Below are 17314 nucleotides of genomic sequence, written 5' to 3'. Positions count from 1 at the left end.
CTCCTCCTTTCTTATTTGGCAGCGCCGATGGTGTATTCAGCGACAACCTTCCCGCCGACAAGGTGCTCCGCAACCACACGTTCCGCCTTGTCGGGGTCCATTCTGATATAGGTGACCTTCTCCCTGCCGGGTTCCATTACCTCGACAACCGGCTCATACTGGCAGATGCCGATACAGCCGGTCTGGGAGATGGTCACATTGGTGAGCCCGCGCGCGGCGGCCTCTTCGGTAAATGCCTGAAGCACCGGGCGCGCGCCCGCGGCGATCCCGCAGGTCGCCATCCCGACGACCACCCGGATATTCCCGGTGTCATCCCCGCGCACGCCCATGTTGTTTTTCATTTTATCCCTGAGAGCCTGAAGCTCTGCCAGACTTTTCATGGTTCGATTCCTCCATCCGAACTAGATTGGTTTTGGATTTCCGCCGTGTTTTCCCGGATATAGCCGCCGATATAGGCAACCACCTCGGGGGTGGAGAGCGGGATGCCCTCGAGCACCGCGCGGAACTCCCGGGTATCCGCACAGAACGAGGCGTCCCCATGGCGGAAGGTGTATAGAAAATCGATGTCCGGGTTGCACTGGACAAGTGAACAGATGGTTGCCGCAATGTCGCCGAGCGGCATCCGGTCGATATGGTTCAGCCCGAACACCGCGCGCAGGCTGGTGCCGCGCCCCGGCTCGGAGGTGATCTCCAAGCTGCCGCCGGTCAGCTCGGCCGCCATCTTGAGCAGCGGCACCCCAAGGCCAACCCTGCGGGTGGTGCGGGTGGTAAAAAACGGGTCGGTCACCTGCCTGACCTGCTCAGGGGCCATCCCGCAGCCATTGTCCCGGATCGAGATGGTCAGCCGATCGTCTGCGGGCTGTTCATCAACTGTGATCTCGGTCAGCGTCGCGCCCGCGCGCACCGAATTCTGCGCAACATCCAGTATGTTCAGCGACAGCTCCTGCATCCCTTACGCCCCGTATTTTGCGAGGATGTCGTCCACGTCGTCCACGGTCAGCCGCCCATACACCTCGTCGTTGACGGTCAGCACCGGGGCCAGCCCGCACGCACCGATACACCGGCAGGCATCGAGGCTGAACCGCCCATCCGGGGTGCAGCCGCCGCTGGCGATGCCGAGCTTTTCGGAAAGCTTGTTGAAGATGTCGCCCGAGCCTTTGACGTAACAGGCAGTACCCAGGCAGACCGAAATCTTATACTGTCCTTTCGGGACAAGGGTGAACTGAGAATAGAAGGTAGCCACGCCGTAGATCTCCTCAAGCGGGATGCCAAGCCCGTCGGAAACCATCTTCTGCACCTCGACGGGCAGATAGCCGTAAATTTCCTGCGCCCCCTGCAAAACCGGCATCAGCGCGCCTTTCTGATCCTTATGCGCTTCGATCACCTTTTCCAACTGTGCCTGCTGCGCAGGAGTTCCGGAAAAGGGGATCGCCGCCTTGGTAGTTGCCATGCCAATGATAACCTCCTTCAGGGAGCTGCGGTGCGGGAACAGCCCGCTCGTCATTCCCCGTTTAAATTATAACAATTATACCAGAACCGGCTTTTAAAGTCCATGTTTTTCTGTTGGGAATTGCAAAAAATCTACCCAGACTGTCGATTTTAGCGGTTTATGGCCCTTCATTTTCCTCCGTTTGGAAAATAAATGCAATCTGCCAGCAGCTTTCCCTGCAATCTAAGGGAGATTCTCAACAAAGGAAAACACCTCTTCGCCATACCATTGGGGACTGCATTTCCGGGGGCGCTGTTCTGTAGCGAAATAGATTGCGGTACGGCCTTTGTTTTGTTATGCTGAACAGGAACGAAGCCCTATATGGAACCTGCCCGACGTCTTATCCGGGAAATTTTTTGCGGCCGCTGTTACATCCGGCAGTTTCCGGGGAATATCCGGGTAGGAGGTGGTTTTGTCTTGTGGAACAACAGAAGGGCCGAACGGCTCTTTGACCAGCTTTGTGAAACCTGGTATGAAAAGGTACTGCACTATCTGTATTTCAGCCTGCGGGACGAGCAGTCCGCCCGCGACGCGGTGCAGGAAGTGTTCCTGATCGCCTGGAAAAAACGGCTGGAACTGCTTTCCCATCCGAACCCAGGGGGATTCCTCTTCCAAACCGCGAAGCATTTTGTCTGCAAAGCCCGGCGGGAAGGGTTCCGGCGGCTCGATCACGAACCGCTCACCGCCGATGGGGAACTGCCCGAACAGGCAGATGGGACAGATGCGATCGAGCAGGCGCTCGACCGGGCCATCGACGAAAATGCCTATATCGAAGCGGTGCTCTCCCGGCTCAGTGCGGACAAGCGCACCCTTTACGAGCTCTACTACCTGCAAAACAAGCCGATGGCCGAGATCGCGTCCGCCTACGGGCTGGAAGAACCCGCTGTCCGGATGCGGTATGTCCGCCTGCGCAGGGAAATCCGGACGATCGCCGCGCAGGTGGCCGAAGAAAATTTTCTGTTTTGAAGGTTACATCGCCCGGTCTGGGCGGATAATCAGGGTGCAGGGCGGATGCGCGCGGCCGCCCTGCACCCCGGCAAAACGGCTTCGCTTTTGAGCGGCCAGAAGGAGGGATACGCCATGGAAACCAGACGGGATTTGCAGCGGGAACTTGACCAGGCGATCGACACGATGGACATGGACGCGGTCGGGGAACTGCTCGGCCAGCTCGCCGGGATCGAACCAACCATCCCCGCGGCGGAGGACAGCCGGCTGTTCGCCGCCCGGGTCAAACAACTGGAAAAGGAGCGGGAACCGATGAAAATGAACCGTACCACAAGAATGACATTGATCGCTGCGGCAGTCGCCGCGAGCCTTTCGGTCGGCGTCTACGCCGCCAACAATATGAGCAGCTTTACCTTTGAACGCGGCGGGAGGCTTGTCCATATTCAGGGTGACGGCCTCACCGAACAGGACGCAAAGGAAGCTGCCGACTCGGTGGCGGACGCCCTCAAAGGAAAGAAGGCTGTCCCCCAGCTCGAAATCAGCTTTGATTCGGATAAAGCTAGTTTCAAAGATGGAGCGATTATCGTGAAAGAGACTGAGGGCAGCGGAACCGATGGGGAAAAATACTCCTTCGAAGTTGAAGTAGCCACCTCTACCGGGAGGACCGCGACATTGGAGGAAACCAGTTTCCGCTCGGTGGAGGACGGGGAACGGACAATGAATCTCAGGCTGGCAAAGCCGGACATCGTCTCGAAGATGGGCCCCGGCTCCGCAGCCGGGATCGACTTCAACGGCAATGACAAATATCTGAGGGCCGCTTACGGCAGTTTGGAAAACGGAAAAGCGGTTCAAATTACGCTTGAACGTTCGGTGCCCACCCAGGGGGAAACCAAAATCCAGACCCAGGATGTCGATCCGGGCAGCACAGGCTCCTACCAGTCCGCCAGGGGCTTCACATTCACCACCGCTTCCGAGAGCGAGGGCGGCAATACTATGCGGTTTGCGGTCTGCCCGCGCGGCTACTACACCTATACAATCGGATTCTTCGGGTTCTCGGAGCAGGAAATCCGGCAGGCGCTCGACACCATAGACCTTTCGATCTACGGCTGACGCCTACCCGATGCCCGGGCGATCACAGCAGGCAGATCCCCGCCGCCGTATGCGGCGGGGATTCGCTGTCCTTCGGATCTATTATGATTGGCAGCCTGCTGCCCCGAATTGGGGTGCTGGAAAAGAAAAGCATTTCACCCCGCTGCCTGTATACCATACACTTGCTTTTTCAGGCAATTTTCGGTATGATATAGGAATCAAACGAAAGTGGCTTGGCACCACCGATTTTATGAAGGAGCGAAACCAAATTATGGCAGATCAGAAAAAAATGGTGGAAGCGATCACCTCGATGGATGAGGACTTCGCAAAATGGTATACCGACATCGTACGCAAGGCCGATCTTGCTGACTATTCCTCGATCCGGGGCTGTATGATCGTGCGGCCGTATGGCACCGCGATCTGGGAGAACATCCAGCACGACCTCGACAGCCGGTTCAAGGCCCTGGGGCATGAAAATATCCAGATGCCGCTCTTTATCCCCGAAGGATTGCTGCAAAAGGAAAAAGACCACGTGGAAGGGTTCGCACCCGAGGTCGCATGGGTGACCCATGGCGGCGAGGAGAAGCTCACCGAGCGCCTCTGTGTTCGCCCGACCTCCGAAACCCTCTTCTGCGAGCACTACGCCAAAATCATCAAATCCTACCGCGACCTGCCCAAGCTCTACAACCAGTGGTGCTCGGTGGTGCGGTGGGAAAAGACCACCCGCCCGTTCCTGCGCACCTGTGAATTCTGGTGGCAGGAAGGCCACACGATGCACGAAACCGCACAGGAGGCGTACCAGGAAACCGAACAGATGCTGAACGTCTATGCGGATTTCTGCGAACAGTCACTGGCGATCCCTGTTATCAAGGGGCGCAAAACCAAAAAGGAACAGTTCGCGGGTGCGGAAGCGACCTATACCATCGAAGCGATGATGCACGATGGCAAGGCCCTCCAGTCGGGGACCTCCCACTATTTCGGCGATGGGTTCTCCCGGGCGTTCGACATCACCTTCCAGGGGCGGGACAACAAACCGCAGTATCCGCATCAAACCTCGTGGGGAATGTCCACCCGGATCATCGGTGCAATCATCATGACCCACGGGGACGACAACGGCCTCGTCCTGCCGCCCGCCATCGCACCGGTGCAGGTGGTAGTCCTGCCGATTGCACAGCATAAGCCGGGCGTGCTCGATAAGACGCGTGAAATTGCCGCCCGGATCGGGCAGTTCTGCCGTGTCAAGGTCGATGACAGCGACAATTCAGCGGGCTGGAAGTTCGCCGAGTACGAGATGAAGGGGGTCCCGCTCCGGCTCGAGATGGGCCCGCGCGACATCGAAGCAGGCCAGTGTGTCCTGGTCCGCCGGGACAACCGCGAAAAGACGGTCGTCTCCCTCGACGAGCTGGAAACCAAAATCCCCGAGCTGCTCAAGGCGGTGCATGACGGCCTTTACGCCAAAGCGCTTGCCAACCGCGAAGCCCGCACCTGGACAATCTCCTCGTTCGACGAGCTGAAACAGGCTGCGCAGGAGAAAACCGGCTTTTTCAAGACCATGTGGTGCGGGGATGAGGCGTGCGAGCTGAAAGTCAAGGAGGAAGCGGGGCTGACCTCCCGGTGTATGCCGTTCGAGCAGGAGAACCTTGGAGCGGTCTGCCCGGTCTGCGGGAAGCCCGCCGCCACCAGTATCATCTGGGGCAAGGCATACTGATGCTGGTGTGCAAATTTTGATTGAATTATGTGCAGATTGTGTCCAAACAGAAAATTTTACAGAAACTGTCCCTTTTTCCCAGTAAAACCTGTTTACAGGATAGCGAGTCTGTTGTATGATGGGAGCAATGGGGGCGACACTCCCGGCGGCTCCCAAAAACGGCCGCTAATTTCTAAAAAGAAGGGTGAATTATGAAAACAGTCAGCAAAAAACTCCTGAGCCTGCTGCTTGCGGCGATGCTGGTGTTGAGCCTCGGCGTTATGGCGAGCGCGGCATCCTCTTCCGTTTACAGCATGCATGTCGCCAACGGGAAAGTCCAGTTCGTGCAGAACGGCGCGGCAGTCGGCAGCTTCAACCTGAAATCAGCAGATTTCTCTCTCAAAACCGATGCGGACAAGGATTTTGTCGTCTGCTTTGTTGACGCAAACGGCAACGGCAAGGCGGTCAACCTGTCTAAGCAGACCTCCCTTTCGATCAGCGGTTCCATGAATTCGCTGACCATCGACAAGAGCCTCGACAGCGCAATCTCGGTCACAATGAACGGCACTGCCACCAAAATGACCGTCAATGCCCCGAACAAGGTCAATGTCAACGGCAGCGTTACCACACTGGCTGTCAACGCAGCCGCCAATGTGGTGGTTGGGGATAAAGCCTCGATCAAAACGGTCAATGTCAGCAACAGCAAGGCGACTGTGAAAAATTCGGCTGGCCAGTCGGTCAAGACCAACACTGTCTCCTCCCCGTCCACATCGACCAACAAAAATACCATCAACACCTCTTCCAATAAGGGCAACACCATCAATATCAAAAACAGCAACACCTCCACCTCGTCCGACAGCCGGATCCGCCTGACCACCAAAGCGATCAACGCGGATTACGACGATACGCTGGATGACCTGATCGACGAGCTGAACGACAACGTAGAGGCTTACGACACGGTCAACAAAGAGTATCTCTCGGGCGATTGCGACTGGAAGAGCAGCCGTACCAGCTACTCGCTCGACAAGAGCGGCACCCACTCGTTCGTCTTTACCCCGGATGACCGCAACCTCCCGACCGTTACCGGCAATATCAAAATCTATGTGGACGGCAACTCGGAGGATGTCACCCTGAGCTATAACAGCACCATGTACTTTGAAGACGGCGACCGCCTCAGCGATTACACCAGAGAGCTGAAAGACAGCATCACCGCCCGCAACGACGAGGGCGACGAGATCCGCGGTTCGGTTTCCTGGAGCAACGGTTCCAAGACCGAGATCCGGAGCGGCCGTTCCTATACCTTCAAATTCAAACCCTCCAGCTCCCGTTATGAAACGGTTGAGGGCAGCGTGAAATTCGTGCTCAACGACTGATCCGCTGTAAGGACCATCTGCAAAAACAGGCCCTCCGGCAATTATATCGCCGGAGGGCTTTTCTTTGCGCACGCGATGATAAAAATTTTTTGAAAAAAGAGAGGGGCTGTCCAATGAAACATGTAAAACGCCTATGGCTGCCGGTTTTCCTTGTTGTTTCGGTCTGTTTGAACCTGTACCTGTTGTTTTTCAAAGAAGCCTCTGCCGCATATGTGGTTTCGGGCGACAGTCTGCCGCAGCATATCGTATCCCGGTACCAGGTGATCCAGAGGAACAACGGCATCCTTTCCCACTATGGATACGACCCCGGAGCGTTTACCGCCTGGTTCTTAACCTCCCCGGAACTGCCGGAGGACATCGGGTTCTACTGCATGACAAAGCTGAACCGGGAACCCAAAGCATACGAGCCGATGGTGTACCAGTCCCTAGAAGAGCCGGTTTATCTGTTTACGGTCCAGCGTTCCGAAACGGAGCAGGAGATTGTCATCCTGTCGGTTGACGCGCAAAAACAGGTATATGAAGTCGAACGGCTCCGGGACGGGCCGCCCTCCGAATGAAACAGGACCCGCCGGCGATTCCATCGCCGGCGGGTTTTTGCAGGGAAACGGTCGGTGGGGAACCGCGCAACCAGGGTCCTCAACGCCCCGCTGTGCCGGCCCGGAACGCCTCCTCCGCCCGGCGCATCTGCTCGATCAGGCCGGAAAGGTCATCCGAAGGTGCATTCCTGCGGGACTGCTCCTCCCGGTACTCCGCCATAGTCCCCTCAAAGGCACGCACCCGGCCGTTCTCCACAAACAGCAGCCGCTCGGCTGCCTGTTCAATCAGGTGTCGGTCATGCGAGATGACCAGCAGCGTCCCCTGCCACCGCAGCAGAAGCGGCTCCAACGCCTGTGCGGTATAGAGGTCGATATGGTTAGTCGGTTCGTCGAGAACCAGCAGATTACAGTCGGAGGCAAGCAGGCGGGCAAGCGCAACTTTCGCGCGTTCGCCGCCTGAAAGTACCCGCACAGGTTTCTGTACCGCATCCCCATTGATCCACAGATTGGCGAGGATCGAACGTACCTCGTGTTCCGGCAGGCGGGAAACCGCGCGGACGTTTTCCAATACCGTCCGCACCGGGTCGAGTAACTCGTGGTTCTGGGAGAAGTAACCGATCTGGACTCCGTTGGCGAGCCTGGCGCAGTCCCCACCCTGTACCAGATGTTCGGCGAGCGTGGTTTTGCCCGCCCCATTCCCGCCCAGCAGGAAGGTGCGCTTCCCGGTGGGCAGGGTAAACGACACATCCTCCAACACCGCGCGGGCGCCATACCGGACGGTCAGATGATCGATCCGGGCGGCCGTCCTGGAGGTGATCGGGGAAGCTGCTCCGAGCGCCATCCGGATCTGCGGCAGATCGGACGGGCGCTCTTTCACCTCCAGCTGCCGGACCCGGCTCTCAATCGCCTTGGCGCGCGCCTGCACCTGAATCTGTGCAGGCGAGATGTGGCACTTATGCAGCCTCGCTTCGCTGTTCCCCATCCGTTTTGGAGTCTTGCGCATCCCGCGGGCCTGTTCGCGCAGATTGGCTGTCTCGGCCTCCAAACGACGTTTTTCACTCCGATACCGGTCATACTCAAACTGTGCAAATGTCCGCTCCCGGTCACGCTGGGCGATCCACTCGGCATATCCGCCCGGGAATACCCGGATTTCCCCATCCTGAATCGCCCAGATCGAGGTGCAGACCGTTTCCAAAAGCTGACGGTCATGTGAAATCAGCAGCACCGCGCCCGAATAATCCTGAAGCATCCGCTCGACCGCCTCAATCCCGTCCAGGTCAAGATTGGTGGTTGGTTCGTCCGCAAACAGGAGCGGCGCACCCTGCGAACATGCCGCGGCAATGGCGCGACGGGTGCGTTCGCCGCCGCTCTTGCAGGCGCTGCCCGCCAGAGACAGGGTGCGGAGCAGCCTTCCATCCGGTTCGCCCTCCGCATCCCCCGACTGCCGGATCATCGCGATCGGGCAGCGCCGGTCAATGTTCCCTTCGTCGCAGGGAAGGCCGCCGCGCAGGATGTCGAGCAGGGTGGACTTGCCCGCGCCGTTCTCCCCCACCAGGCCGACCCGGTCGCCGTCATGCAGTTCGAGCTGGTCAGCCCGAAAGAGTGTGCGTGTACCAAATGTTTTCGTCAGATTCTGTGCCTGTAAAAGATACATAAAAAATCCCTCCCAGAGCTGTCCGGGAGGGCACGCAAAAAAGCCTGTATGATGCGAAAACACATAGACAGGTCTGTTTGCAGGATGCGCCAACCGGACAGAACAAACTTTGGCAGGCAAACATTCGCCTACCGGTTAAAAATCTGTTTTGCTTTCGGTTGTTATTCATTGCGCATCTTACTGCAATACCTCGTGCTTTCTTAAGATTGATATGACAAATAGTGAACACTATCTGCTGTCTTTTCCAAGGTCAGCGTCATCTCTCTGGAGAGGTCAAACTCCACAAAGTCAAGGGTGAACGTGATCTGTATGATGGAATCCGCCTCTGTCACATCAGTGATTTCAAAATTGGATTCAGCCAGCGGCATCAGTGCGGCCGGCGTCTGATACAGCTGTTCGGCTTCCAGATAAATCACCGGGTCGGACCGCAGATGTGCGGCCGGTACATCAAAATAACTGGCCACCTGGGATTCCAGTTCTTCCGCCGGAAAAAAGAGGCCATCCCTTCCCTCTATCTGATATTCTGCGGACGAGGGCAGATCATACACGCGGTAACCATACCACATCACATAATCGGTGGGAGAAAGGTCCTCTGCTGTTTCCCACCCGTTGGAGGACATCAGCCAGCCCAGCTGCGCGACATACGTTTCATACTGCTCCCAGCCATTGGGGTTTTCTTCGTTTTCTCCTGAGGAAACACTGTTTTCGACACGGCTGCTTTCTTCCACAGAAACCTCCGACTGCATCGAAGGGGAATCCGCGCTTCTCCGCCCGGCACACCCTCCGAAGCACAGGCAGGCAGACAGCGCAAAAGCCGCTGCACAAATCCTGTTTTTCCAATTCCTCTTTAGAGACAACATTCCAATCCACACCGGGTTCCCTTGCTGATTTGATTCCAATGATCCGGAAACGCTTCGACTATAGCACAGGGGAATCGGTTTGTCAAGGAAAAAATTCTGTAAAACAGTTCAGGTTTTACGGGAGCGGCGGCACCCCGCCGCGTTAGCGCCTGTTCAGCATCTAAAGTTTTACTCGATTTTTTTCAAAAAATCGCGGGGTCGAGGGGCAGTGAGGCAACGAAAGTTTGGGTTCCAGCCCAAACTTCCGGGGCGCAAGCGCCCTTCTTCGGGGGACTTCTCGGACCTACGGTCCGAAGCGCGGCATACGCCGCGACGCCCCCTCAGTTTGCCTTACGGGCGAGGGGTCGGTGCCCCCTCCCCGTAGGCCCCTCCCTTCCAGGCTGGGTGCCGCTTTTTCCCCCAAACGAAAGTTTTACTCGATTTTTTTCAAAAAATCGCGGGGTCGAAGGGGCAGTGAGGCAACGGAAGTTTGGGTTCCAGCCCAAACTTCCGGGGCGCAAGCGCCCTTCTTCGGGGGACTTCTCGGACCTACGGTCCGAAGCGCGGCATACGCCGCGACGCCCCCTCAGTTTGCCTTACGGGCGAGGGGTCGGTGCCCCCTCCCCGTAGGCCCCTCCCTTCCAGGCTGGGTGCCGCTTTTTCCCCCAAACGAAAGTTTTACTCGATTTTTTTCAAAAAATCGCGGGGTCGAGGGGCAGGGCCCCCGACGCTCGCCGCAGCGAGCGGAATACTTTATCCTGTGAAGCACTTTTTTCGGATGAATTGCCGCGAAGCGGCAAGAGGGGGCTTTTTGCAAGTGAAAAAGCCCCCTTGCATAAATAAATGCGGAGCAGGCTCACCTTCCCGCGGGTTATTTTTTGACGGCATCCTGGAACCGCATCCCCGCAAGAAACGGGGAGAACGCAATCCCGGAAACGCCCGGGGCAACCGCATAATAGGAGGTCTCGAAAAAAAGCGGAACCACCGGGCAGTCGTAAAGCAGGCGCTGCTCCGCCTCCTTATAGACAGAATAAAGCTGGTCCACTGGGATCAGCGCTGCACTGGACAGCAGCGCCTCAAACGGCTGGCTGTCATAACCAGTAAAGTTCTGTGATGACTCTGCGTGAAAGCAGGAGAATATCGCTTCGGGGGAGGAGTAGGAGACGGTGAGCGGCAGGATAGCCGCCTGATAGTCCCCCGCGGCAACCCGTTCCAGCAGTTCTTTCCGGGGAAGGCGCACAAGGGTGGTATAGATCGAAAGGTTATTTTGCAGCCCCTGCTGGACATACCCCGCCAAAAGCGGAAGATTTCCCTCGTCACAGACCAATATCTCCCGCAGATTGGGGGCATCCCCCTGCTCGAGCGTTTCGGCATAATACTGCCGGGCCAGAAACGGACTGTAAACGGTTGGGGAAAGCTCCCCGGCAAACGCGCGGAATGACTCCCCGGACGACGAAACCGCCGGTGGGACAAGGACACTGGTGGTCCGGAGATTTTCTGTAAGGTAGCCAGAGAACCTGTCCCGGTCAACGGTGTGCGCCACCGCCCGGCTGAAGCTGTATCCTTCGGTTCCCACCTCATCCTGGTTGAGCGCCAGCACCCAGACGGTATCCTCAAACGAGGTCACCGAACAGCCCGCTTTTTCCATCTCGGCAAGATGCGCATAGTCGATCTCACAGGCATCGGTATCACCATTCAGAAATCGTGCAAGCGGGTCGAACGATTCGCTGTTCGGGAAGTAAAAGTTGACCCCGAGCGCCCGTACCGGCAGATCCTCCCGGTAAACCTCGCTGCGGCGCAGGGCGATCGCGGTATCGTTGTTCCAGATCGAAACATAAAACGGCCCATTGCTCATGAGGGTATCCACATCCAGTCCATACCGTCCGCGGGTGCTCTCGTAGAACGCCTGGTTGCAGGGCATTGCCGCGCTCGACGCGAGCAGTTCCGGGAGCTGCCGGTTCGGCTGGGAAAGGGTGATTTCAAGGGTATAGTCGCTGTCTGCGCGCACTCCCAGCATCCGGCTGTTCATCTCCCCAGCGAGAATCTGCGGGGCGTTGCGGATGCAGAGAAAGTGCGCAGCAAGTTCACTCATATGGTTTTCGTCGAACAGGCGCCGCAGGGCAAACACAAAATCGTGCGCTGTGACCGGGGTGCCCTCCGGATCGCTCCAGCGGGCGCTGTTGGTCGTCCACGTACCCGTTTCGGACAGGGAGCGGTTCCAGCGGATGCCCTGCCGCAGCCGGAAGGTATAGACCAGCCCATCGGGGGAGACGGTCCACTCCTCTGCAATACACGGCTCCACCTCGCCCGACGGGAGCTGCCGGAACAGCCCTTCAAATACGTTGGACACAATCATGCTGGCGGTCGTGTCGGTCACAAACTGCGGGTCCAGGCTGGCGACCGGGGCCGGAATATCGTATTTCAAAATGCTGCCTTTTGCGCCACAGGCTGAAACCAGCAGGCAAAAAACCAGCAGAAGCGGGATCAGGCGTTTCATAAGCAGCCTCTTTCTGAAACAGGTAATCAGCTAAAGTGTAGCAGAATCAGCGTGAGGATTCAATCTGATAAATGTGAATTTATCAAGAAATCTTGTCCAAAAATAGGAGTAACCACCCTGTATCTGGGCGGAAATTCCGCTTGTTTCCCTGTGAAAACCCCAACCGGCGCGGAACAGCCGCTTTTGGAACCGGTTCTCTCTGCCGGCGAAACAAACCTTCCCAATTTTTGTCCCGTTACCCGCTGGACTTTCTGCAATTCTCTGCTATAATCAAAATGCTTCAAAGAATCCAACCCTTCTTTATGAAGCCTGTGAGGATGAACCACCCTGTCCCCACAGCAGATTCTTGGAAAGGGGCAATCAAAATGGAAAAAAGATGGTGGCAGGAGGAGATCGTTTATCAGATCTACCCCAAAAGCTTCTATGACAGCAACAACGATGGAATCGGCGACCTCAAGGGCATCACCCAAAAGCTCCCCTATTTGCAGGAGCTGGGCGTGACCATGCTGTGGATCTGCCCGTTTTACCGCTCTCCAATGAACGACAATGGTTACGATATTTCGGATTATCAGTCGATCGCGCCCGAATTCGGCAGTATGGAGGATCTGGATGAGCTGATCGCCCAGGCCAGGCAGCGCGGCATCCGGATCGTGATTGATCTGGTCATCAACCACACCTCGGATGAACATGAGTGGTTCCAAAAAGCCCTGGCCGATCCGGACAGCCCCTACCGCGATTACTATATCTTCCGGCCCGGGAAAACCCCTCCCAACAACTGGCGTTCCTGTTTTGGCGGCAGCTGCTGGGAGCCAGTCCCCGGGCGGGAGGAATATTATTTCCACGTGTTCGCAAAAAAGCAGCCGGATTTGAACTGGGAAAATCCGGCCCTGCGCCAAAAGCTGTATGAGATGGTCAACTGGTGGCTGGACAAAGGGATTGCAGGGTTCCGCCTCGATGCGATCACCTATATCAAAAAGGATTTGACCTGGCATGACGGAGAGCCGGATGGCGCAGACGGCCTGTCCATCTGTTCCTGCGGGGCGCTCAACCAGCCGGGCATCGACACATTTCTGCACGAGCTGCGGGAAAACACCTTTGACCGCCACCAGTGCTTCACCGTTGCTGAAGCGCCGGGCGTCCCCTACGACCATCTGGATGCGTTCATCGGGCCGGACGGGCATTTCTCGATGATCTTTGATTTCAGCTATGCGGACCTGGACATCGGCTCCGGCGGGGAATGGTTCCGCCCGGTGCCCTGGACCATCCCGAAGCTGAACCGGCAGATCATGACCTGCCAGATGGCGGTGCAAAAATGCGGCTGGGCGGCCAATTTTCTCGAAAACCACGACCAGCCCCGTTCGACCACCAAATACCTGAAGGACGCCCAACACAATCCGGACGCGGTCAAAACGCTGGCTGCAATGTACTTTTTCCTGCGCGGCACACCGTTCATCTACCAGGGGCAGGAATTGGGCATGGTCAACTGCGAACGGCAGGGGATCGGTGAGTTTGATGACCTCAGCACCATCGACCAGTACAACCGCTCGATACAGGAAGGGTTTTCGGAGGCCGAGGCACTCGAGATGGCCAACCGCCGCAGCCGGGACAATGCCCGCACCCCCTTCCCGTGGAACGGGGAGCAGTATGGCGGATTCTCCCAGGCCAAACCCTGGCTCGGCATGACCGAGGAATATCCGGCGGTCAACGTGCAGGCACAGCAGCATGATCCAAATAGCGTCTGGCATTTCTTCAAAAAGATGATCGCTTTCCGGCAGAGCGGCCCGCATCGGGACTGCCTGATCTATGGGAACATCGAGCCGCTGTACGCGGGGGAAACCGTCATCGCTTACCGGCGGCTCAACGAAGAGGATCGTCTGTACTGCTGGTTCAACCTGGGCAGTGGGCCGGTATCCGAGCCTCTGCCCCAGGCCGAGATGGAACCTGTCTGGCATACCCAGAATGCGGTCCGGATGGAAAATGGAATGCTGATTCTAGCGCCTTACCAGTCGGTCATTCTGCGTGAACGGTAAAAGCCTGTTTGGTGTTTCTTTCTGCAAGGGGGCTTTTTCACTTGCAAAAAGCCCCCTCTTGCCGCTTTGCGGCAATTCACCCGAAAAAAGCGCTTCACAGGATAAAGCGTTCCGCGCTCATCTCGCGCTAAGAGCCCGCCTTCGGCGGGTTGCGCTCGAAACGCTTCGCTGCGGCTCGCAGTGCGGAGCGCGTCGGGGGCTCCGCCCCTCGACCCCGCCACCTTTGAAAAGGTGGACGAAACTTTTGGATAAAGAACAGGCTCTAAGAATTTTTTGAGAAACCCTTTTGCAGATAAGGCAGCTTTTCTCACAGAAAAGCTGCCTTGTTCTTTCGGTTGGCTAGATATGCGGCCCGGACAGCACTGGCACTTTTGTGCCCTTACAAGCAGAATTTCGAGCAGGAAAATAGTTCCTTTGATCTGGTGAAAAACGGAGGATCGTTGCCTTTTCAATTCAATCATTACAAAATTATCATAAAAATTTTGGACAAACCGTCAATAAATTTCGCTTAAATTGCACTTATTTAGTATATTTTTGTCAGATATTTGGATTTTATACAAGATATTGTGTCTTCCTGGGCCAAATTGTACTAAAAAATGTGTTTTGAACCCATTGACAGAACCATCTGAATCTACTAAAATAAATTACGGCAGCATTTCGAAATTACAATATTTAGTAGTGTGTATTTTTTCAATACATATATGTAGTAGTTTGAACAAGGAGTGGAATGATGATCAACACCATTGTCAAGCGCGACGGACGGTGCGTGCTGTTTGACATTGATAAAATCACCGACGCGATCTTCAAGGCGGCGCAGGCGCTCGGCGGCAACGACCGGCAAACCGCCCGGGAGCTTGCGGAGCTGGTGGCAATGCATGTGGAACAGGCGCACGCGGACGGTAACCCGCCTACGGTCGAAGAGGTGCAGGATGCGGTTGAATACCAGCTGGTCGAGTCCGGCCATGCCCGCACCGCGAAGGAATATATCCTCTACCGGGCGCAGCGCACCCGCATCCGCGATATGAACACCCGCCTGATGAAAACCTATGAGGAACTGACCTATCAGTCCGCAGGGGAAAACGATGTTAAACGGGAGAACGCCAACATTGACGGCGATACTGCAATGGGCACCATGCTGAAATACGGCTCGGAAGGCGCAAAACAGTTCTATCACATGTTTGTGCTCAATCCGGTCCATTCGAAGGCCCATCTGGACGGGGACATCCATATCCACGACCTTGATTTCCTCACCCTCACAACCACCTGCTGCCAGATCGATATTGAAAAGTTGTTTCGGGGCGGCTTCTGTCCAGGACATGGGTTCCTGCGGGAGCCGAATGACATCCAGAGTTATACCGCGCTCGCCTGCATCGCAATCCAGTCGAACCAGAACGACCAGCATGGCGGGCAGAGCATCCCGAATTTCGACTATGGGATGGCTCACGGGGTCAGAAAAACCTACCGTAAGCTTTATTCCCGCAATCTGGCCAAAGCGCTCGAGCTGTTCGTCGGGCTGGAAAATGCGGATGAAACTACAAAAGAGATCCGGGAAAAGGTCCACGCGGCGCATGGACTCTACCCGGTGTTGGCAGACGACAACGGCTACCGCGACTTCGAGCTGCCGGAACTGGCCGGGCTGGCAGAGGAATCGACCCTGATCAGGGCGCAGGCGTTCGCGGTGGAGGAAGCATATAAAGAAACCAAACGGGCAACCTATCAGGCGATGGAGGCGTTGGTTCACAACCTGAACACCATGCACTCCCGCGCGGGCGCGCAGGTGCCGTTCTCGTCGCTCAACTATGGGACCGATACCTCGCCCGAAGGCCGGATGGCAACCGAGGCAATCCTCCTGGCGACCGACGCCGGCCTGGGGCATGGGGAAACCGCCATCTTCCCGATCCACATCTTTAAGGTGAAGGAAGGGGTCAGCTTCAACCCGGGCGATCCCAACTATGACCTGTTTAAGCTCGCCTGCCGGGTATCGGCCAAGCGGCTGTTCCCGAACTTCAGCTTCCTGGATGCGCCGTATAACCTCCAGTACTACAAGCCCGGGCATCCGGAAACCGAAATCGCCTATATGGGCTGCCGCACACGCGTAATCGGCAACTGTCACGACCGTTCGCGCGAGATCGTCAACGGCCGCGGGAACCTCAGCTTCACCTCGATCAACCTGCCGCGGATCGCGATTCGTGCCAAGGGGGATATTGACTTTTTCTTCGAGGAGCTCGACCGCAAGATCGACCTTGTGATCGACCAGCTGATGGAACGGTATCAGATCCAGGCCAAAAAGAAGGTCCGCAACTTTCCGTTCCTGATGGGGCAGGGCATCTGGATCGACTCCGACAAGCTCGGCCCGGATGACGAAGTGGGCGAGGTCCTCAAACATGGCACCCTCTCGGTCGGGTTCATTGGTCTGGCGGAGACGCTCAAGGCATTGATCGGCCAGCACCACGGAGAGAGCGAATATGCGCAGAACCTCGGCCTGGATATCATCGGACATATGCGTAAACGGATGGACGATGCGACCCGGGAAACCGGCTTCAATTACACCCTGCTCGCAACCCCTGCCGAAGGGCTTGCAGGCCGGTTCGTACGGATCGACCGGAAACTTTATGGAGAGATCGAAGGGGTCACCGACCACGAGTTCTATACCAACTCGTTCCATGTCCCGGTCTATTACAACATCTCGGCGAGCGAGAAGATCCGTCTGGAGGCGCCCTATCACGCGCTGACCAATGCGGGCCACATCTCGTATATCGAGCTGGACGGCGACCCGCTGAAAAACCTCGATGCGTTTGAACAGGTTGTACGGTACATGAAGGAGTGCGGCATCGGCTATGGCTCGATCAACCACCCGGTTGACCGCGACCCGGTCTGCGGATACACCGGCATCATCGACGAAACCTGCCCGCGGTGCGGGCGGCACGAAGGAGAGGCAATCAGTGTGGAAAAGCTGCGGTCGCTCGGGTGCTGGAATGACAATGTGGACTGCGGCTACTGTGGGGACCCGAACGAGGAAGCCGCCCGTATGCCGAATTCGGTGGTTGAATAGAATCAAAATTTGCTTCATAATCTAAAGTTTTACTCGATTTTTTCAAAAAATCGCGGGGTCGAGGGGCAGTGAGGCAACGGAAGTTTGGATTCCAGACCAAACTTCCGGGGCGCAAGCGCCCTT

General features: G+C 56.7%; 14 protein-coding genes. 7 read left to right on the top strand and 7 right to left on the bottom strand.

Translation table 11 applies throughout. The features are described 5' to 3' along the window. Positions 1 to 11 precede the first annotated feature (11 nt). Genes D5269_RS05335 through D5269_RS05325 form a run of 3 tightly spaced genes read right to left on the bottom strand, consistent with a single transcriptional unit; the run spans position 12 to position 1450 of the window. The gene (locus D5269_RS05335; protein ID WP_016317349.1) at positions 12 to 380 is read right to left on the bottom strand and encodes a (2Fe-2S) ferredoxin domain-containing protein; all 369 of its coding nucleotides are present in this window, start codon (positions 378 to 380) and stop codon (positions 12 to 14) included. After that, a complete protein-coding gene (locus tag D5269_RS05330; protein WP_016317350.1) occupies positions 377 to 949 on the bottom strand; it encodes an ATP-binding protein in 573 nt (190 codons plus the stop codon). Before D5269_RS05330 ends, D5269_RS05335 begins: the two co-directional genes overlap by 4 nt. 3 nt (positions 950 to 952) lie before the next feature. Then, a complete protein-coding gene (locus tag D5269_RS05325; protein ID WP_016317351.1) occupies positions 953 to 1450 on the bottom strand; it encodes an NAD(P)H-dependent oxidoreductase subunit E in 498 nt (165 codons plus the stop codon). 456 nt (positions 1451 to 1906) lie between these two features. Between D5269_RS05325 and D5269_RS05320 the strand changes: the two genes are divergently transcribed. From D5269_RS05320 to D5269_RS05300, 5 genes are all read left to right on the top strand, one after another. After that, complete coding sequence (locus D5269_RS05320; RefSeq protein ID WP_016317352.1) at positions 1907 to 2455, top strand: sigma-70 family RNA polymerase sigma factor; 549 nt, start codon at positions 1907 to 1909, stop codon at positions 2453 to 2455. Between the two features lie 114 nt (positions 2456 to 2569). Further along, positions 2570 to 3544, top strand: a complete 975-nt coding sequence (locus D5269_RS05315; protein WP_016317353.1) for a hypothetical protein — start codon at positions 2570 to 2572, stop codon at positions 3542 to 3544. Positions 3545 to 3794: 250 nt separating this feature from the next. Further along, positions 3795 to 5231: a proline--tRNA ligase gene (proS, locus tag D5269_RS05310; protein ID WP_120484033.1), complete on the top strand. Its 1437-nt coding sequence runs from the start codon at positions 3795 to 3797 to the stop codon at positions 5229 to 5231. Positions 5232 to 5422: 191 nt separating this feature from the next. Continuing rightward, a complete protein-coding gene (locus D5269_RS05305) occupies positions 5423 to 6583 on the top strand; it encodes a hypothetical protein (protein ID WP_016317355.1) in 1161 nt (386 codons plus the stop codon). Positions 6584 to 6696: 113 nt separating this feature from the next. Beyond that, positions 6697 to 7140 carry a hypothetical protein gene (locus D5269_RS05300; RefSeq protein WP_120483991.1) on the top strand — a complete coding sequence of 148 codons (444 nt, stop codon included), beginning with the start codon at positions 6697 to 6699 and terminating at the stop codon, positions 7138 to 7140. A 79-nt stretch (positions 7141 to 7219) separates the two neighbouring features. Here the strand turns inward: D5269_RS05300 and abc-f are convergent, their stop codons facing one another. The 3 genes from abc-f to D5269_RS05285 form a co-directional block, all read right to left on the bottom strand. Beyond that, positions 7220 to 8773 (bottom strand): ribosomal protection-like ABC-F family protein, encoded by a 1554-nt coding sequence (gene abc-f / locus D5269_RS05295; protein ID WP_120483990.1) that lies wholly within the window; start codon positions 8771 to 8773, stop codon positions 7220 to 7222. A gap of 200 nt (positions 8774 to 8973) precedes the next feature. After that, positions 8974 to 9501, bottom strand: a complete 528-nt coding sequence (locus D5269_RS05290; protein WP_147407922.1) for a hypothetical protein — start codon at positions 9499 to 9501, stop codon at positions 8974 to 8976. 982 nt (positions 9502 to 10483) lie between these two features. Continuing rightward, entirely contained in the window at positions 10484 to 12109 is a 1626-nt protein-coding gene (locus D5269_RS05285; RefSeq protein ID WP_120483988.1) for a peptide ABC transporter substrate-binding protein, read from the bottom strand. 365 nt (positions 12110 to 12474) lie between these two features. Here D5269_RS05285 and D5269_RS05280 point away from each other — a divergent pair, with 365 nt between their 5' ends. Continuing rightward, complete coding sequence (locus D5269_RS05280; protein WP_120483986.1) at positions 12475 to 14139, top strand: alpha-glucosidase; 1665 nt, start codon at positions 12475 to 12477, stop codon at positions 14137 to 14139. Here the strand turns inward: D5269_RS05280 and D5269_RS05275 are convergent. Beyond that, positions 14109 to 14600: a hypothetical protein gene (locus D5269_RS05275; protein WP_147407921.1), complete on the bottom strand. Its 492-nt coding sequence runs from the start codon at positions 14598 to 14600 to the stop codon at positions 14109 to 14111. The genes D5269_RS05280 and D5269_RS05275 overlap by 31 nt on opposite strands. A 269-nt stretch (positions 14601 to 14869) precedes the next feature. Here D5269_RS05275 and D5269_RS05270 point away from each other — a divergent pair, with 269 nt between their 5' ends. Beyond that, on the top strand, positions 14870 to 17191 hold the full coding sequence (locus D5269_RS05270) for an anaerobic ribonucleoside triphosphate reductase (RefSeq protein WP_016317362.1): 2322 nt from the start codon (positions 14870 to 14872) through the stop codon (positions 17189 to 17191). Positions 17192 to 17314: the final 123 nt, after the last annotated feature.

The sequence above is a fragment of the Anaerotruncus sp. 1XD42-93 genome (assembly GCF_009917605.1).
Lineage (GTDB): Bacteria > Bacillota > Clostridia > Oscillospirales > Ruminococcaceae > Anaerotruncus.
This window is presented reverse-complemented; position numbering and strand designations above follow the sequence as displayed.